The sequence below is a fragment of the Allochromatium vinosum DSM 180 genome (assembly GCF_000025485.1).
GTDB lineage: Bacteria > Pseudomonadota > Gammaproteobacteria > Chromatiales > Chromatiaceae > Thermochromatium > Thermochromatium vinosum.
Genome location: NC_013851.1, coordinates 1,546,894 through 1,564,782, shown reverse-complemented (window position 1 = coordinate 1,564,782; position 17,889 = coordinate 1,546,894). Strand labels below are relative to the sequence as shown.

Here is a 17,889-nt window from a genome sequence, read left to right as displayed (position 1 = left end):
CAGCCGCCGTCAGAAATAGGTGTTGACCGCCGCGTCCAGGGTGTCGCGCATGTCGGGATCGTCGGTGAGCGGACGCACCAGCGCCATCTGCGCCGCCGCCTGCGGCTCGACGCCCTTGCCGATCAGTTGCGCGGCATAGACCAGCAGACGGGTCGACATGCCTTCGTCGAGACCGTGGCCCTTGAGGTTGCGGCTGCGATGCGCGATCTGGACCAGCTTCTCAGCCGTCGCCTTGTCGACATGGCCCTCGTGGGCGACGATCTCGGTCTCGATCTCGGCGGTCGGATAGTCGAAGTCGAGCGCGCCGAACCGCTGCTTGGTCGACTGCTTCAGATCCTTCATCAGGCTCTGATAGTTGGGGTTGTAGGAGATGACGATCTGGAAATCGGGATGGGCCGTCACCAGCTCGCCTTTCTTCTCCAGCGGCAGGTTGCGCCGATGGTCGGTGAGCGGATGGATGACGACCGTGGTGTCCTGGCGCGCCTCGACCACTTCGTCGAGATAGCAGATGGCGCCGATGCGCGCGGCCACCGTCAGCGGGCCGTCCTGCCATTTGGTGCCGTTGATGTCGAGCAGGAAGCGTCCGACCAGATCCGAGGCGGTCATGTCTTCGTTACAGGCCACGGTGATCAGCGGCTTGCCGAGTTTCCAGGCCATGTACTCGACGAAGCGCGTCTTGCCGCAGCCGGTCGGTCCCTTGAGCATGACCGGCATGCGCGCGGCATAGGCCGCTTCGTAGAGCGCCACCTCGTTGCTCACGGGGCGGTAGTAAGGCTCGTGGTCGATCAGGAATTGGTTGCGGTCGATGTCTGACATGGAAGCGATCCCCTTGAGGGTCGATGGCGAGGCTCGAAGCCCGGACAAAACGAAGCCCCTGCCCCTTCGATGAGGAAGCAGGGGCTCGTGTGTAAAGCCGCTGGCGGGTGGCAGGGTCCGCCGTGTCGGGTGAACCCTGCCTACGTGGTCGCTCAGACCGGCTTGCCGCGATAGACCACCATCTCGGCGCCCTTGGACTGGGCATAGTTGTCGAAGCCGATCAGACGCACGTGATTGTTGGGGTGCGCCTTGTGGCAGGCTTCGGCCTCCTTGAGGATGGTGTCGATGTCGGTCTCGCCGAACATCGGCAGCTTCCACATGTACCAGTAGTGATCGAAGGCGTTTTCCGGCTCGGTGTGCTCGATGGCCGGGTTCCAGCCCTTGGAGACGATGTACTCGACCTGCTTGCGGATGCGGTCGGCATCCATCGCCGGCAGGTAGGAGAAGGTCTCGAACTTGCGGCTGTTGACGTCTTCGAGGCTGGAACTGTAATCCTGCATTTCGCTCATGGTGTGATGCTCCGAAATCTGGTTTGTTCGTGGTTCGATGGTTGGATGGTGTCGGATTGGCGTGGAGGGGAACCGCATCGATGATGGTCGATGCGGTTCCGGCGTCACCCTGGTCTTACTTGTGGGCCACGTCCAGCTTATCGACGGTATCGTTTCAATCCGCGCCTATGAAATCAATCATTTATGGGCGATATCCAACTTGTCCACGGTGTCAAACTCAAACTTGATCTCTTTCCAGGTCTCCATGGCGATCTTGAGCTCGGGGCTGGAAGCCGCCGCCTTGGTGAGCACGTCCTTGCCTTCCTTCTCGATCGCGACGCCCTGGTTGCGCGCTTCGACGCAGGCTTCGAGCGCGACACGGTTGGCGCAGGCGCCGGCCGCGTTGCCCCAGGGATGACCCAGGGTGCCGCCGCCGAACTGGAGCACCGAGTCGTCACCGAAGATGGTCACGAGCGCCGGCATGTGCCAGACGTGGATACCACCGGAGGCGACGGCGAAGGCGCCGGGCATCGAACCCCAATCCTGATCGAAGAAGAGACCGCGCGAACGGTCTTCCTTGATGTAGGACTCACGCAGCAGGTCGATCCAGCCCAGGGTGGAGGCGCGGTCGCCTTCCAGCTTGCCGACCACGGTGCCGGTGTGCAGGTGGTCGCCGCCCGACAGACGCAGGATCTTGGTCAGGACGCGGAAGTGGATGCCGTGGTGCGGATTGCGGTCGAGCACGGCGTGCATGGCGCGGTGGATGTGCAGCAGCACGCCGTTGTCACGGCACCACTGGGCCAGACCCGTGTTGGCGCAGAAACCGCCTGTGATGTAGTCGTGCATGATGATCGGGGCGCCGATCTCCTTGGCGTACTCGGCACGCTTGTACATCTCTTCCGGGGTCGGCGCGGTCACGTTCAGATAGTGACCCTTGCGCTCGCCGGTCTCGCGCTCGGCCTTGTCGATGGCGTCCATGACGAAGTCGAACCGCTGGCGCCAGCGCATGAAGGGCTGCGAGTTGACGTTCTCGTCGTCCTTGGTGAAGTCCAGACCGCCGCGCAGACACTCGTAGACCGCACGACCATAGTTCTTGGCCGACAGACCCAGCTTGGGCTTGATGGTGCAGCCGAGCATCGGACGACCGTACTTGTTCATGATGTCGCGCTCGACCTGGATGCCGTGCGGCGGGCCGTTGCAGGTCATGACATAGGCGATCGGGAAGCGGACGTCCTCCAGACGCAGGGCGCGCACGGCCTTGAAGCCGAACACGTTGCCGACGAGCGAGGTGAAGACGTTGACGACCGAGCCTTCCTCGAACAGATCGATCGGATAGGCGATGAAGGCATAGAAGCAGGTGTCGTCGCCCGGCACGTCCTCGATGGCGTAGGCGCGGCCCTTGTAGTAATCCAGGTCGGTCAGCAGGTCGGTCCAGACCGTGGTCCAGGTGCCGGTCGAGGATTCGGCGGCGACGGCCGCAGCGGCCTCTTCGCGCGGAACGCCCGCCTGCGGGGTGATCTTGAAGCAGGCCAGGATGTCCGTGTCCTTCGGAGTGTAGTTGGGCATCCAATAGGTCTCGCGGTACTCTTTCACGCCCGCGCTGTACGTCTTAGCCATTCTGGATCGTCCTCTGGATTAGTTTCTGTGGTGAGGTCCGGATCGACCGGCGCCTTGGCGCCCGACTATCTGCTCTGGTCGAAACCTGAGTGCGATTATTAGCAAGAAACCACATAATTACTACTAAATATTGCTTATGCTAGATATAACGCATAGCTTATGATCTATGCCTCAATCGATTCCATTGCGTTTGTCTATCCCGATCGTCTGACGAGCCTTCCACCACCATGCATGTCTCACTGCGCCAACTGCGGGTCTTCGAAGCCGTCGCGCGCCACAACAGCTACACGCGCGCGGCCGAGGAGCTGCATCTGAGCCAGCCGGCGGTGTCGATGCAGGTGCGTCAACTGGAGGACGAGATCGGGTTGTCGCTGTTCGAGCGCTTGGGCAAACAGGTCGTCCTCACCGAGGCCGGACGCGAGGTGTTCCACTACAGTCGCGCCATCGGCCAGTCACTGCGCGAGATGGAAGAGGTGCTGGAGTCGCTCAAGGGTGTCAGCCGGGGCAGTCTGCGCATCGCCGTGGCCAGCACGGTCAACTACTTCGCACCGCGTCTGATGGCCATCTTCCAGCAACGCCATTCGGGGATCGGGCTGCGGCTCGATGTGACCAATCGCGAGAGCCTGGTGCAGATGCTCGACAGCAACTCGGTCGACCTGGTGCTCATGGGCGTGCCGCCGCGCAATGTCGAGGTCGAGGCCGAAGCCTTCATGGACAATCCGCTGGTGGTGATCGCCCCGCCGGATCATCCGCTGGCCGGCGAGCGGGCCATTTCGCTGGCACGCCTGGCCGAAGAGACCTTTGTGATGCGCGAGGAAGGCTCAGGCACCCGGCAGGCGATGGAGCGCTTCTTCAGCGAACGCGGCCAGACGATCCGCCACGGGATGCAGATGACACGCAACGAGGCGGTCAAGCAGGCGGTGCGCTCGGGGCTGGGGCTGAGCGTGGTCTCGCTGCACACCATCGAACTGGAACTGGAGACGCGGCGGCTGGTGACGCTGGACGTCGAGGGGTTTCCGGACCGGCGTCAGTGGTATCTGGTCTACCGGCGCGGCAAGCGGCTCTCGCCGGCGGCCGGCGCCTTTCGCGAATTCGTGCTGAGCGAAGCGGCGCGGATCGCACTGCCGACTCGGGTGATCCAGGCGGTTTAGCCTTCGCACCTTTCCGGCTCGCGCCAAACTCCTTACCATGCACCGACATTCAATGAACCAGGGCGCGCTCGACCCGAGCCGTCATCAACCCCCACTCGGAGCAACACCCGAATGATCAAACTGACCACCAACCACGGCGACATCCTGATCGAACTCGACGCCGAGAAGGCGCCCAAGACCTGCGCCAACTTCGAGCAGTACGTCCGTGACGGTCACTATGACGGCACCCTCTTCCACCGCGTCATCGACGGCTTCATGATCCAGGGCGGCGGCATGAACCCGGACTTCAGCCAGAAGCCCACGCGCGCCCCGATCGAGAACGAGGCCAAGAACGGACTCAAGAACCAGACCGGCACCATCGCCATGGCGCGCACCATGCAGCCGCACTCGGCGACCTCCCAGTTCTTCATCAACGTCTCCAACAACGACTTCCTCGACTACCCCGGTCAGGACGGCTGGGGCTACTGCGTCTTCGGGCGCGTGGTCGAGGGCATGGAAACGGTCGAGGCCATCAAGGGCGTGCGCACCGGCAGCCGCGCCGGGCACCAGGACGTCCCCATGGAAGACGTGGTCATCGAAAAGGCCGAGATCGTCTGACCAAGCCGCACAGCGTCCTCCCCCAACAGCCGCCACGACGCCCGCCGAGCGGGTCGGGTGGCGGCTGACGGGGGTGTCGACCGCATGGATGCGGTCGTCAAGCCTCCAGGGATGGATTCACGGCGTCCCCCGACAGCCGTTACCCGACCCGCTCCCCCAGCAGACAACCCGCCGTGCGCCCCCCGAGTCGACAGCCAAACTCCCGACTCAGAGCAGAAACAGCGTCGCCAACCCCAGAAAGATGAAGAACCCCCCCGAATCGGTCAGCGCCGTGATCATCACCGAGCCACCGAGCGCCGGATCGCGCCCGAACCGCTGACGAACGAGCGGTATCACGACCCCAGCCGTAGCCGCCAGCAGCAGATTGAGCGTCATCGCCCCCGTCATGACCACCCCCAGCTTCCAACTCCCATAGAGCGCCCAGACGATCCCGCCGACCACCCCGCCCCACACCAAGCCATTGATCAGCGCCACACCGACCTCCTTGCCCAACAGACGCCACACCGCCGACGGCTCGACCTGCCCCATCGCAATGGCGCGCACGATCATCGTAATCGTCTGATTGCCCGCATTCCCCCCGATCCCTGCCACGATCGGCATCAACGCCGCCAGCGCCACCAACTGCGCGATCGAATCCTCGAACAGATCGATCACCCGCGAGGCGACGAAGGCCGTCACCAGATTGATCGCCAGCCAGGCCCAGCGATTGCGCAGCGAACGCGCGATGGGCGCGAAGATGTCCTCCTCCTCGCGCAGACCGGCCTGACTCAGAATCTCGGCCTCCGACTCCTCGCGAATCCGGTCGACCATATCCGCCACCGTGACCCGCGCGATGACCCGCCGCTCGCCATCGACCACAGGCACCGAGATCAGGTCGTAACGCTCGAAGGCCGCCGCCGCTTCATCGGCATCGTCCTCGGGCGCGAACGTGACCAGCGACTTGGATTTCATGACCTCCGAGACGAGCCGCTCCGGGTCGTTGATCAGCAACGACTCCAGCGTCAGGATGCCGCGCAGACGCTCCTCGCGATCGACGACGAACAGCTTGTCGGTGTGATCCGGCAGCTCCTCGAACCGGCGCAGATAGCGCAGCACCACCTCCAGCGTCACGTCCTCGCGCACCGTGACCATGTCGAAGTCCATCAGCGCCCCGACCGTGTCCTCCGGATAGGACATGGCCGCGCGCACATGCTCGCGCTCCTCCTGATCGAGCGCTTCGAGCACATCCTCCACCACCTCGGGCGGCAGATCGGGCGCCAGATCCGCCAGCTCGTCGGCATCGAGCGACTCGGCCGCCGCGCGGATCTCGTTGCTGTCCATGGTCTCGATCAGCGACGGACGCACCGCGTCCGAGACCTCCAGCAGGATCTCGCCGTCCTTGTCCGAGCGCACCAGATCCCACACCAGCTGACGCTGATCGCGCGGCAGCGCCTCCAGGATGTGCGCGATGTCGGCCGGATGCAGCCGGTCGAGCTTGCGCCTGAGCCAGCCGATGGTCTGACGGTGGGTGATGGAATCGACCAGATCCTGATGCGAGCTGTGCTGGCGATGCATCAGATCCTCGACCAGACGCTGACGCGAGAGCAGCTCACGGATATCGCGCAGATGGCGTTGCAGAACGTCTGAATCGCGGGGCATTGGCTCGGTCATCTCATCACTCCCGCTCGCGTTGCAACTGCTGCTTGAACGCCCTGATGTCCTCGACCAGATCCTCGGGCACGGGCAGTACGCGCGGCGCTTCCTCCAGGACCTCACGCGCGGCGTTCATCGCGGCCTGCTCGGCCTCCAGTTGACGCAGCAGGTTGTGCTCCCAGTCGGGATCGGCGTCCGGGGCGGCGGTCTGACTCGTCGGCGCGTTCGGCCGTGACGGCGCCGGTTTGGGCGGTGGCGGTTCGACCAGGGGTCTGGCGATGGGTTCGGCCACAGGCGCCTCGGTAACAGCCGGCGGCGGCTGGGCGGTCAACGGCTGAATCATGGGCGCCGGGTCGACCCTGGGTACCTCCAGCGTCGTCATGGGTACGGGCCGGGTTCCCCGGAACGCCGCATAGAGCGCGATCACCACCGCCAGGGCGGCCAGCCCGACGGCGAGCAGCGCCCAATGATGCGTCACCCTGGGTTCGCGATCCTCGACGAACAGACCGCTGGCGTCCAGGGTCGGCACCTGACCGAGTCCGCGCTCCTGCTGGGATTTCTTGAGCGCTTCCAGGATATAGCTCATGGCAAGACCTCCATGGACGCCGTGGTCGCCAGGGTTTCATCGAGCCGGGGAATCCCATCCAGACCGATCGCCTGATAGAGCGCGATGAAGGTCCGCGGGCCGGCGACCCCATCGGCCGTCAGCCCCTTGGACGCCTGGAAGGCGCGCAGCGCGCTCTCCAGCGTCACATCATAGCGGTCGGCCGGTCCGGGCAGACTGGCCAGCCCCGGTACCCGCGACACCAGATCGCGCAGCCAGCGCACCTCCTCGCCGACCGCGCCCGGACGGATCAGGGTCGAACCGCCCGGCGGCAGCTGCCAGACCAGACGATAGTCGCCGCTCCAGACCGATTCCAGTTCGGACACGGGCACGCGCGTCCGGCCATCGGGCCGATCGAGCGTGGCCTCGGTGACGTCCAGCTCGCTCAGCACCAGATAGCGCGCTGTGCCGTCCCGGTCGGCCAGACGCAGCAGGGCCGGCAGATTGAAAAAGCGTACATGACTCAGGCGCCCCTGCTCGGACTCGCACCCCAGACCGAACGGACGGATGTGTGCGCAGGGATCGCCGGCGCCGATCGTCTTCAGATCCAGCCCCCAGCGGCGCAACAGCACGCGCATGGCCTCGGACTCGGACAGTGCCAGCGACGTGATCGATACCGGGGCCTCGTCTGCGGATTGCTCCGGCACGGCGGGTGTCTCCGGCGCCGTCGCGCTGTCTGCAACCCCTGGCACCTCGGGAGCCGCGACGACCGGCGATTCCGAAACGGGCGCGTCCGTCAAACGCGTGCCCGGCTCTGGCGAGGCCTCGATCCGGACCGGCTCGGCCACACTGGTCGCGCTCGGAACGACGGCCCCGACCAGGGACATGAACGCCGTCTCGCCCGACCACCAGCCGGCCAGGAGTGCACGCCGCTCGGGCGTCAGTAGCGTCTGCGCCAGCAAGCCGACCAGGGTCGCCACCAGGAACGAGGCCACCGCAATCAGCACCAGTCGTCCGGGCGAGCGCGGCGGCATCGCCTCCAGCGCCTCACCCCGCACCTCGCGCGCCGCCGTGGCCACGATGTCCGGATCGACCTGCGAGCCACGGGTCACGCAGGCACCGAGCAGCGCACGGTCGCAGAGGATGTTGATCACCCGCGGGATGCCGCCCGAATATTCGTGGATACGCCGGATGGCGCGCGCCGTGAACAGCGGACGGTCGACACCGGCCACCGCCAGACGATGGCGGATGTAGTCGCCGGTCTCCTCCAGATCGAGCGGCGTGAGATGGAAGCGCGCCGTGATGCGCTGATCGAGCTGACGCAGTGACTGGGTCTCCAGCAGGCGGCGCAGTTCGGGCTGGCCGATCAGAAAGATCTGGAGCAGCTTGTGCTTGGTGGTCTCCAGATTGGTCAGCAGGCGGATCTGTTCGAGCGCCTGACGCGGCAGGTTCTGCGCCTCGTCGATGATGAGCAGCGGCCGGCGGCCATTGGCATAGGCGTGCAGCAGAAAGCCGTTGAGCGCGTCGATCAGAACCTTGTTGGAGCGCCGGCCGTGCGGCAGCTCGATGCGAAACTCCTCGCAGATGTTGGTCAGGAGTTCGTTGGGCGACTGGACCGGATTGAGGACGAGCGCCACGTCGACCCCCTCGGGCAACTGCTCCAGAAAGGCGCGGCAGACCGTGGTCTTGCCGGTGCCGACCTCGCCGGTCAGGAGCACGAAGCCGCCGCTCTCGTTGGCGCCATAGAGCAGATGCGCGAGCGCCTCCCGATGCTGGTCGCTCAGGAACAGATAGTGCGGGTCCGGGGCGATCGAAAAGCTGGGCTCCTTGAGCCCGAAATATTTCGGGTACACGCTGGCTTGCTCGATAAGGTGTGCGCCCGCGCCTGAAGCGGCTTGACTGGTCGGCTCAGGATCGCGGGCGCGGGGCGTGGATGGCTGGAACCGGGCACCGGTCACGGTGCGCCCGGTGGATTGACGAGAGGTTAGTCAGGGGGCTTGGGGGCGTCAAGCGAACCCGAAGCCCCCTCGCCTTCGGGCCTCCTCAGTCGACCAGCTCGCCCTGCAACACCCGTTCGAAGGAGAGCTGGCCGTCTGCCAACCCGACCTCGATCAGATCGCCCGGACCGAATTTGCCCGAGAGGATCTGCTGCGCCAGCGGATTCTCCAACTGGGCGCGGATGGCGCGCTTGAGCGGCCGCGCGCCATAGACCGGATCGAAGCCGGCCGCGCCGAGATGATCGAGCGCGGCGTCGCTGACTTCGAGCTTCATGTCGCGCTCGGCGAGCCGCTGTTGCAGATAGCCGAGCTGGATGCGCGCGATCGCCCGGATCTGCGCCTGTTGCAGCGGATGGAAGACGACGATTTCGTCCAAACGGTTGATGAACTCGGGGCGGAAGGCGTGACGCACGCTCTCCATCACCGCTTCCTTCATCTCGGCATAGTGCGCTTCGCCTGCGCGCTGCTGGATGATGTCGGAACCGAGATTGGAGGTCATGACGATGACCGAGTTACGGAAATCGACCGTGCGTCCCTGGCCGTCGGTCAGGCGTCCGTCGTCGAGCACCTGGAGCAGGACATTGAAGACGTCCGGATGCGCCTTTTCGACCTCGTCGAGCAGGATCAGGCTGTAGGGCCGACGGCGGATGGCTTCGGTCAGATAGCCGCCTTCCTCGTAGCCGACATAGCCGGGCGGCGCGCCGATGAGCCGGGCGACCGAGTGCTTCTCCATGAACTCGGACATGTCGATGCGGACCATGGCCTCCTCGGTGTCGAACAGGAAGGCGGCGAGCGCCTTGCACAGCTCGGTCTTGCCGACGCCGGTCGGCCCGAGGAACAGGAAGGAGCCGATCGGCCGTCCCGGATCGGACAACCCGGCGCGCGAGCGGCGGATGGCGTCGCTCACGGCGCGCACCGCCTCGTTCTGACCCACCACGCGCTGTTCGATCTCGGACTCCATGCGCAACAGCTTGTCGCGCTCGCCCTCCAGCATCTTGGAGATCGGAATGCCGGTCCATTTGGAGACGACCTCGGCGACCTCTTCGTCCGTGACCTTGTTGCGCAGGAGCCGATTCTCGCCCTGCTCGGCCTGGGAGGCCGCGGCCAGTTGCTTCTCCAGCTCGGGGACTCGGCCGTATTGCAGTTCGGACATGCGCGTCCAGTCGCCGGCGCGGCGCGCGGTCTCCATCTCCAGCCGCACCCGGTCGAGTGCTTCCTTGATGTGCGCTGTGCCCTGCACGGCGGCCTTCTCGGACTTCCAGATCTCGTCGAGATCGGCGAACTCGCGCTCCAGGCGCGCGATCTGACCTTCCAGATCCGCCAGACGTTTGCGCGACGCCTCGTCGGATTCCTTCTTCAGCGCCTCGCGCTCGATCTTGAGCTGGATCAGGCGCCGGTCGAGCCGGTCCATCTCCTCGGGCATGGAATCGATCTCCATGCGGATGCGCGAGGCGGCCTCGTCGATCAGGTCGATCGCCTTGTCGGGCAACTGTCGGTCGGCGATGTAGCGATGCGAGAGCGTGGCGGCGGCGACGATCGCGGTGTCGGTGATCTCAACGGCGTGGTGGACCTCGTAGCGTTCCTTCAATCCGCGCAGGATGGCGATGGTGTCCTCGACGTTCGGTTCGTCGACCAGCACCTTCTGGAAGCGGCGTTCGAGCGCGGCGTCCTTCTCGACGTACTTGCGATATTCGTCGAGCGTGGTCGCGCCGACGCAGTGCAGTTCGCCGCGCGCCAGCGCCGGCTTGAGCATGTTGCCGGCGTCCATCGAGCCTTCGGCCTTGCCGGCGCCGACCATGGTGTGCAGCTCGTCGATGAACAGGATGACGTTGCCCTCCTGACGGGCGATATCGTTCAGGACCGCCTTGAGCCGTTCCTCGAACTCGCCCCGGAACTTGGAACCGGCGATGAGCGCGGCCATGTCGAGCGCCAGCAGCCGCTTGGACTTCAGACCCTCGGGCACCTCGCCATTGACGATACGCTGGGCCAGGCCCTCGACGATGGCGGTCTTGCCCACGCCCGGCTCGCCGATCAGCACCGGATTGTTCTTGGTGCGCCGCTGCAACACCTGGATGGTGCGGCGGATCTCGTCGTCGCGTCCGATCACCGGGTCGAGCTTGCCCTGCTCGGCGCGCTCGGTCAGATCGATGGTGTATTTTTCGAGCGCCTGACGCTGTTCCTCGGCGTTGGGATCGTTGACAGACTGTCCGCCGCGCACAGTCTGGATCGCCTGCTCGATCGCGCTCTTGCTGGCGCCCGCCTCGCGCAGCGCACTGCCGAGCGTGCCCTTGTCCTCCAGTGCCGCGAGCACGAAAAGTTCGGACGAGATGTACTGATCGTTGCGCTGCTGGGCGAGCTTGTCGGTCAGGTTGAGCAGACGCGAGAGATCGTTGCTCACATGCACGTCGCCGCCCACACCCTGCACGGTCGGTAGCCGTTCGAGCGCCTCGCCGAGCGCCGAGCGCAGTTTGTTGGTGTTGACATCGGCCTTGTTGAGCAGATGGCGGATGGTGCCGCCCTGCTGATCCAGCAGGGCGGCCATCAGATGGACGGGTTCGATGAATTGATGATCGCGCCCCAGAGCCAGACTCTGGGCGTCGGCCAGGGCCAGTTGGAATTTGGCGGTCAGTTTGTCCTGTCTCACGGTCGTTGACTCCAGCGAAAAATTTCCGGTCGATTGACCGGGAAATTGGGGCGCGACGACCCGCGAATCAAGCCGATTTCCGCTATCATCCGTGCGTGCCCCCACACCGGGACGAGCGATGCCCGGTACGGATCGGGCCGTCGAACGGCTGTCGGCAGGCGCGTTAGAATGGACCGCTCAGCCATGGGTGCGACACACATCGAGCGCCCATCCCTCCAAACACTCCATTCCTGGTTGCTCCCGATGTCCGATCGCCCCAATCCGCCCACTGACCACCGTCCGCCCGAACTGGCCGTGATCGTGCCGACCTACAAGGAGGTCGACTCGGTCGCCGAGGTGGCACGCCGGGTCGCGGCCGTGCTCGACGGCATCGATTGGGAGCTGATCTTCGTCGATGACGACTCACCCGACGGCACCGCCGAGCGTGCGCGCGAACTGGCGCGCCACGACCCACGTATCCGCGTGATCCAGCGCATCGGCCGGCGCGGACTCTCCTCGGCCTGCATCGAGGGCATGCTCTCGACCACTGCGCCCTATCTGGCCGTGATGGACGGCGACCTCCAGCACGACGAGACCCTGCTTCCCCGGATGCTCCGGGCCATCCGCGACGAGGATCTGGACATCGTCGTCGGCAGCCGCTATGTCGAGGGCGGCGACGTCGGCGACTGGAGCGCCCGACGCCAGGGCATGAGCCGCTTGGCGACCCGTCTCGGACAGATCCTGATCCGCGCCGAACTCAGCGACCCCATGAGCGGCTTCTTCATGGTGCGTGAGCGCGTCGTCCATGGCTGCGTGAGGCGTCTGACCGGGGTCGGGTTCAAGATCCTGCTCGACATCTTCTCGGCCGCCGAGACGCCGCTGCGTTTTCGCGAACTGCCCTTCAGCTTCCGGCAGCGTCAGGCCGGTCACAGCAAGCTCGACAATGCCGTGCTCTGGGAGTATCTGCTGATGCTGACCCAGAAGCTGATCGGCCCCCTGATACCGCTGCGCTTCATCGCCTTCTCGCTGATCGGCGCCTTCGGGGTACTGGTGCACATGAGCGTGCTCTGGCCGATCCTGCACGTCTTCGGCGAGCGCGCCTTCCTGGCCGGACAGGCCACGGCGACCCTGGTGGCCATGACCAGCAACTTCTTCCTCAACAACGTCCTGACCTATCGCGACATGCGTCTGCGCGGGCGCCAGCTCCTCTGGGGCTGGTTCAGCTTCGTGCTGGCCTGCGGCCTGGGGGCGCTGGCCAATGTCGGTATCGCCGATTATCTGTTCCAGACCGGGCACTCGGGCTGGGTGCTGTCGGCGCTCGCCGGCATTCTGGTCGGAGCGGTGTGGAACTATGCCGTCACGGCTGTCTATACCTGGAAGCGTCCGGCCAATCCGATCTGAGCCTGGATCGATGGGGCGGATGCCGCTAGCGGCCGAGACCCGAAGGGGTTAAGCTTGGCCCCATTGGCCGGTCCGGGACTGCTTGGGTCGCGGACGTTCCGACACGCTCGAAACACCCTGGGGTGACGGCGATGGACGACACACTCAAACGCTTGCTCGACGCCGAGATGCGCGCCGAACGGCTCGCCCAGCAGGCCGAGGCCGAGCAGGACAGCCTCATCCAGCAGGCCATGGCCGATGCCAAGGCCGAGAACGAGCGCTTCGGCGCACGCATCCCGGAGCTGCAACGCGCCTTCGTCACCAAAGCCGAGGAACGCGCCGAGCAGAACATCGCCGAGCTGCGCCGCCGCTACGACGAACGCCACATCCAGTTGCGCGATCAGGCCGAGCAGCGCGAGCACGAAGCCCTGGAAGCGGCCTTCCAGATCCTGATCGGTCTGGAACACTAGACCCGGCCTGGACAGCGCGGAGCCATCCCATGAGCCAGGTCGCCGATCAAGCCTATCTCAACACCCGCGTCTCGGTGATGGCCGCCCGGCTCTTCGCGCCGGACCTGATCGAGCGTCTGGCCCATCTGCCGCTCTCGGCGCTGGCCGACGAATTCGGTCTCGTCGCCCTGCTCGACGATCAGGCCGCACCGGCGGCGTGTCGCCGCGCGGTCGAACAGAGCCTCTTCCAGCTCCTGCTCTCGGAACTGCTGGTACTCACCCATCCCATGAACGCCGGCGAGCGCGGACTGGTGCTCGACTGGGGCCGCAAATACGCGCTCTACAATCTCAAGACGCTGATCCGGGGCAAGCTCCACGACCTCGACCGCCGCGAGATCAACGACAACCTCTTCGAGCTGCCGGCCCATATCCGGCTGCCCGACAAGGAACTGTTCGGCGCCGAGAACGTGCTCGAACTCCTGCGCCAGCTGGAAGCCGGACCGCAACGGCACATCGCCCGTCAGGCGCGCGAAGTCTATGAGCAGCAGCGCGAACCCTTCGCCCTCGAAGCGGCGATCGACCAGCGCTATTTCATCGGACTGGTCCGCCGCATTCAGGTCTTCGGCGCGCCGCATCAGGAGTGGCTGCGGCGGCTGATCTCGGCCGAACTCGATCGCATCGGACTCCTCTGGCTGCTGCGCTTCCGTTTCACCTATCAGCTCTCGCCGTCCGAGACCTACTACTGGCTGGTGCCCTCGATGCGACTGCTCACACGCGAGCGCCTGCTGCATCTGGTCGATCTCGACGGCTTCGAACAGGTGCTGGAGGCGCTGCCCGAGCCGCTGGGCCGCCTCACCGCCGACTGCCGCTCGATCGCCGAGGTCCAGCAACGGCTGGCGCGCTATAGCCTCGACGAGATCCGTCTGGTGCTGGCGCGCAGTCCATCGGGCGTGGCGCGCGCGCTGGCCTATCTGATGCTGCGCGAGACGGATCTGCTGCGTCTGTTCGCCGTGATCCAGGGACGCCTGCTCGGATTCGACGACCAGACCATCCAGCGCGCGCTCGCGCAGATCGAGCCTGGAGTGCATGGGAGCTGACGCCATGTTGAAACCCACGCCGATGAAGCACATCCGTCTGCTGGTCCTGACCGACGACCTGCCGCGCGCCTCGCTGGCGCTCGCCGAGACCCAGTGCTTCCATCCCGACCGGCGCGAACCCGAGAGCGAGCGGTTCGCCACCCTGCCCGGCCGTCCTTTCCACGAGATCCACACCCAGGCCCAGTCGCGGCTCGACAAGATCGCCCGGCTCATCCCCTTCGAGCCGCCGGCGAGCCTCGAACCGGCACGGGTGATCGATCAGGCCGAACTGGCGCGGCTCAACGACTGGCTCGGCCGGCTCTGGGACGAAACCTCCAGCTATGAGGAAGACTTCCGGCAGCTCGACGACCAGGCGCACCTGATCCACGAGCAGCAGGCGGCGCTGGAGAACTTCAGCCATCTCAACATCGATCTGGGGATGCTGCGCGCCAAGACGCGCTTCCTGCACATCCATGTCGGTCTGGTGCCGCGCGAGAACCTGCGCCAGCTCGAAGGCGCGGTGGCACTGGCCGGATACATCCTGCACGTCTACATGGAGCGCGGCGACAATGCCCATGTGGTCATCGTCGGGCCGACCGACGCCAAGGACGCCAGTCTCGATTCGGTGCTCACCGCCGCCGGTTTCCAGGCCATCCCCATCCCGGAGGGGCTGGATCGCGCGCCGGCCGAACTGCAACGCGACTTCGAGACGCGGCTGGCCGCGATCGCCGAAGAACGCGCCCAGCTCACCGAGACCCTGCAACGCTGGTCGGAGTGCTACCACGAGCCTCTGCGCGAGGCCCAGCGCACCCTGCGGCTGGCCGATCCGCTGGTCAGTCTGGACGAATCACTGCGCAGTCGCGGGTATCTGACCCATCTGGCCGGCTGGGTGCCGGCGCACGCCGTCGCGGCCTTGCGTCAGCGTCTCGATACCGCCCTGGCCGGAACCTATGATCTGAGCGTGCGCGACCCCTTGCCCGAGGAGCGCGCACTGGTGCCCACGGTGCCGGTCAAGAGCCGGCTGCTCGCGCCCTTCGCGCTGCTGGTCAATCAGTACGGCATTCCGTCCTATGGCGAGGCCGATCCGACGCCGCTGTTCGCCCTGACCTTCCTGCTGATGTTCGGCAGCATGTTCGGCGATGTCGGCCAGGGCGCGGTGATCGCGCTCTCAGCCTGGGCGCTGCGCGGCAAGCTCGGGCGTTTCTGGCCGTTCGGACTCATGGCCGGCGGGTCATCGATCCTGTTCGGCTTTCTCTACGGCAGTCTCTTCGGCTACGAGCACGTGCTGCCCGCGCTGTGGATGAATCCGCTCAGCGACCCGTTGCTGATGCTGCGTCTGGCGCTGATCTGGGGGGTGTTCTTCATCGTCCTGGCCTGTCTGCTGGCGATCTACAACCGCTGGGCGGTCGGGCAGTGGCGCGAGGCGCTGCTCGGTCATCACGGTGTGGTCAATCTGGTGTTCTATCTGGCGCTGATCGCCGGTGGCGCCGGACTGGCCGACGGCACGGGGTTCGGCACCCTGCCCGCCGTGCTGGTGGTGGCGAGTCTGGCGGCCCTGGCCTGGCACAGCTGGCAGCATCAGCAGGCGCCCGTGGGCGAGAAGATCCTGGTGGTCGTCATCGAGACCCTGGAGACCCTGATCGGCTATGTCTCCAACACCCTGTCGTTCCTGCGTGTGGCGGCCTTCAGTCTCAACCATGTCGCGCTCTCGATCGCTGTCTTCACCCTGGCCGACATGATGGGCGCCTTCGGCCATGTGATGACGGTCGTCCTGGGCAATGTCTTCGTGCTGGTGCTGGAGGGCGGCATCGTCATGATCCAGGTGATGCGCTTGCAGTATTACGAGGGCTTTTCACGTTATTTCTCGGGAGAGGGTCATGCGTTCAAACCGATCCGGTTCGGGCGCGGACCGGCCTGATCCGGCCGGTTTTCCGGCGTACTGAACACCGTCAATCCAGACTTCAATCATCAGGGGATTCGTCCATGCTCTGGCTCGTCGCACTCATGTCATTCGCCATCCTCGGCCTGATCGTCGCCGGGTTCCTGCTCGACCAGCGTCCGCAGGCCGTGAGCGCCATCCGGTCCTGGTTCCGGCCGCTACTCGGTTCGCAACTGGTGGTCTTCGTCGGCGCCCAGATCGCGCTGCTGGCGCTCGGTGTCAGCGATGCCCTGGCCGCACCCGAGACCGGGGCCGCCGCCGAGGGACTCAAGGAGATGTCGGTCGGCCTGGGTCTGGCCATGATCGGCGTCGGCATCCCGACCGGACTCTCGACCATCGGCGCCGGCATCGCCGTGGGTCCGATCGGCGCGGCCTCGCTGGCCGCGATCACCGAGAAACCCGAGAACCTCGGGCGCACCCTCATCTATCTCGGGCTGGCCGAGGGTATCGCCATCTATGGTCTGGTCATCTCGATCCTGCTGCTCAACAAGCTCTGACCGACACCCAGCCGTGTCGAGCCGAATCGACGGGGAGCCATGCCGACCATGCCGACCATGACCGAGCACGCGCCGGACCAGGGCCAACCGACCCGCCTGCTGTTCCTCGGCGAGGACAATCTCGCCGACGGCTTCCGGCTGATCGGTTTCGAGACCTACCCGAACCCGACCCCGGAGGATGCCGACCGGCTGCTGCGCGATCTGCGCCGCGATCAGGCCAAGGCGCTGGTCATCGTCGACGACGCGCTCATGGCGCAACAGATCCCGAACCTGCAACGGGTGCGGCAGGAAGGCGGGCGGATCGTGGTGATCGCCGTCCCCGCGCTCGGTGCGCAACCCCGGCTGACCAGCGAGGTCGCCCAGCGGCTGGCCACGCTCTTCGGAGCCGCGACACTGGAGACCGCCCCGAGCGGCGAGCGAGAGTCATCGTGAATCAGGTCGAAGAACTCGAACGCGCCATCCTGGCGCGCGCCGAACGCCTCGCGTCCGAGTACCGCGAACGTGCCGCGCGTAGCCGTGACAGCATTCTGCGCGAGGCCGCCGAGCGTCTGCGTCTGCGCGAGACGCGCGAAGAGGCCGTCGCCAAGGCACTCGCTGAGCGCAGTTTCCGCCAGCGGGTGCAGGCGAGCGAACTCAAGATGCAGACCCACCTCGACCGCATGCGCTGGAATCTGGTGCTCGACGTCGAGCGGCGGCTGGCCGACCGGATGCGCGCCTTCATGGAGGACGAGCCGACCTATGACGCCTGGCTGTCGGCGCTGATCGTCGAGGCGGCCGGGGTCATCGAGTCGCCCGCGATCCGGATCACGGCCAATGCCCACGATCAGCGCCGGCTGTTCATGAACTGGGATGCGGTCGTCGCCGCCCTGCCCCATGACAAGGACGCCACGCTCGCGCCCGCGCCCGAGGCGATCGACACCCTCGGCGGCGTGCTGGTGACGAGCGCCGATGGGCGCATCCGCGTCGACCACACCTTCGAGGGCCGGCTCGACCGCCTGCGCCCGCGCCTCCAGCAGACCATCCTGGAGCGTCTGCTGCCCGGCGGCTTCGATACCGGCAACCTCTTCAACGGATGAGCGAGAC

Annotated in this window: 16 protein-coding genes; 9 read left to right on the top strand and 7 right to left on the bottom strand. The window is 65.8% G+C overall.

Annotated features, from left to right (window positions below; translation table 11 throughout):
- Positions 1-9: 9 nt before the first annotated feature.
- From ALVIN_RS06740 to ALVIN_RS06730, 3 genes are all read right to left on the bottom strand, one after another.
- Entirely contained in the window at positions 10-816 is an 807-nt protein-coding gene (locus ALVIN_RS06740) for a CbbQ/NirQ/NorQ/GpvN family protein (RefSeq protein ID WP_012970576.1), read from the bottom strand.
- A gap of 152 nt (positions 817-968) precedes the next feature.
- Positions 969-1,325: a ribulose bisphosphate carboxylase small subunit gene (locus tag ALVIN_RS06735; protein ID WP_012970575.1), complete on the bottom strand. Its 357-nt coding sequence runs from the start codon at positions 1,323-1,325 to the stop codon at positions 969-971.
- 177 nt (positions 1,326-1,502) lie between these two features.
- Entirely contained in the window at positions 1,503-2,921 is a 1,419-nt protein-coding gene (locus ALVIN_RS06730) for a form I ribulose bisphosphate carboxylase large subunit (protein ID WP_012970574.1), read from the bottom strand.
- A 227-nt stretch (positions 2,922-3,148) separates the two neighbouring features.
- On the opposite strand from ALVIN_RS06730, the gene ALVIN_RS06725 reads away from it, so the two are divergent.
- Together ALVIN_RS06725 and ALVIN_RS06720 are read left to right on the top strand one after the other, a co-directional pair.
- On the top strand, positions 3,149-4,072 hold the full coding sequence (locus ALVIN_RS06725; RefSeq protein WP_012970573.1) for a LysR family transcriptional regulator: 924 nt from the start codon (positions 3,149-3,151) through the stop codon (positions 4,070-4,072).
- Between the two features lie 111 nt (positions 4,073-4,183).
- Positions 4,184-4,669 (top strand): peptidylprolyl isomerase, encoded by a 486-nt coding sequence (locus ALVIN_RS06720; protein WP_012970572.1) that lies wholly within the window; start codon positions 4,184-4,186, stop codon positions 4,667-4,669.
- Between the two features lie 207 nt (positions 4,670-4,876).
- On the opposite strand, the gene mgtE is transcribed toward ALVIN_RS06720, so the two are convergent.
- From mgtE to clpB, 4 genes are all read right to left on the bottom strand, one after another.
- Positions 4,877-6,319 (bottom strand): magnesium transporter, encoded by a 1,443-nt coding sequence (gene mgtE, locus ALVIN_RS06715; RefSeq protein WP_012970571.1) that lies wholly within the window; start codon positions 6,317-6,319, stop codon positions 4,877-4,879.
- A gap of 4 nt (positions 6,320-6,323) precedes the next feature.
- Complete coding sequence (locus ALVIN_RS06710) at positions 6,324-6,887, bottom strand: hypothetical protein (protein WP_012970570.1); 564 nt, start codon at positions 6,885-6,887, stop codon at positions 6,324-6,326.
- A complete protein-coding gene (locus ALVIN_RS06705; protein WP_012970569.1) occupies positions 6,884-8,698 on the bottom strand; it encodes an ExeA family protein in 1,815 nt (604 codons plus the stop codon). Before ALVIN_RS06705 ends, ALVIN_RS06710 begins: the two co-directional genes overlap by 4 nt.
- A 190-nt stretch (positions 8,699-8,888) precedes the next feature.
- Positions 8,889-11,486, bottom strand: coding sequence for an ATP-dependent chaperone ClpB (gene clpB / locus ALVIN_RS06700; protein WP_012970568.1), 2,598 nt, complete (start codon positions 11,484-11,486; stop codon positions 8,889-8,891).
- A gap of 243 nt (positions 11,487-11,729) precedes the next feature.
- On the opposite strand from clpB, the gene ALVIN_RS06695 reads away from it, so the two are divergent.
- From ALVIN_RS06695 to ALVIN_RS06665, 7 genes are all read left to right on the top strand, one after another.
- Positions 11,730-12,866, top strand: coding sequence for a glycosyltransferase family 2 protein (locus tag ALVIN_RS06695; protein WP_043795552.1), 1,137 nt, complete (start codon positions 11,730-11,732; stop codon positions 12,864-12,866).
- Positions 12,867-12,997: 131 nt separating this feature from the next.
- Positions 12,998-13,315: a hypothetical protein gene (locus ALVIN_RS06690; protein WP_012970566.1), complete on the top strand. Its 318-nt coding sequence runs from the start codon at positions 12,998-13,000 to the stop codon at positions 13,313-13,315.
- A 29-nt stretch (positions 13,316-13,344) separates the two neighbouring features.
- Positions 13,345-14,391, top strand: coding sequence for a V0D/AC39 family V-type ATPase subunit (locus ALVIN_RS06685; protein WP_012970565.1), 1,047 nt, complete (start codon positions 13,345-13,347; stop codon positions 14,389-14,391).
- A 4-nt stretch (positions 14,392-14,395) separates the two neighbouring features.
- A complete protein-coding gene (locus ALVIN_RS06680) occupies positions 14,396-16,288 on the top strand; it encodes a V-type ATP synthase subunit I (RefSeq protein ID WP_012970564.1) in 1,893 nt (630 codons plus the stop codon).
- 65 nt (positions 16,289-16,353) lie between these two features.
- Complete coding sequence (locus ALVIN_RS06675) at positions 16,354-16,806, top strand: ATP synthase subunit C (protein WP_012970563.1); 453 nt, start codon at positions 16,354-16,356, stop codon at positions 16,804-16,806.
- Positions 16,807-16,854: 48 nt separating this feature from the next.
- Positions 16,855-17,238: a V-type ATP synthase subunit F gene (locus tag ALVIN_RS06670; RefSeq protein WP_012970562.1), complete on the top strand. Its 384-nt coding sequence runs from the start codon at positions 16,855-16,857 to the stop codon at positions 17,236-17,238.
- Positions 17,235-17,882 carry a V-type ATP synthase subunit E gene (locus ALVIN_RS06665; RefSeq protein ID WP_012970561.1) on the top strand — a complete coding sequence of 216 codons (648 nt, stop codon included), beginning with the start codon at positions 17,235-17,237 and terminating at the stop codon, positions 17,880-17,882. The genes ALVIN_RS06670 and ALVIN_RS06665 overlap by 4 nt, the downstream gene beginning before the upstream one ends.
- The last annotated feature ends 7 nt before the right edge of the window (positions 17,883-17,889 follow it).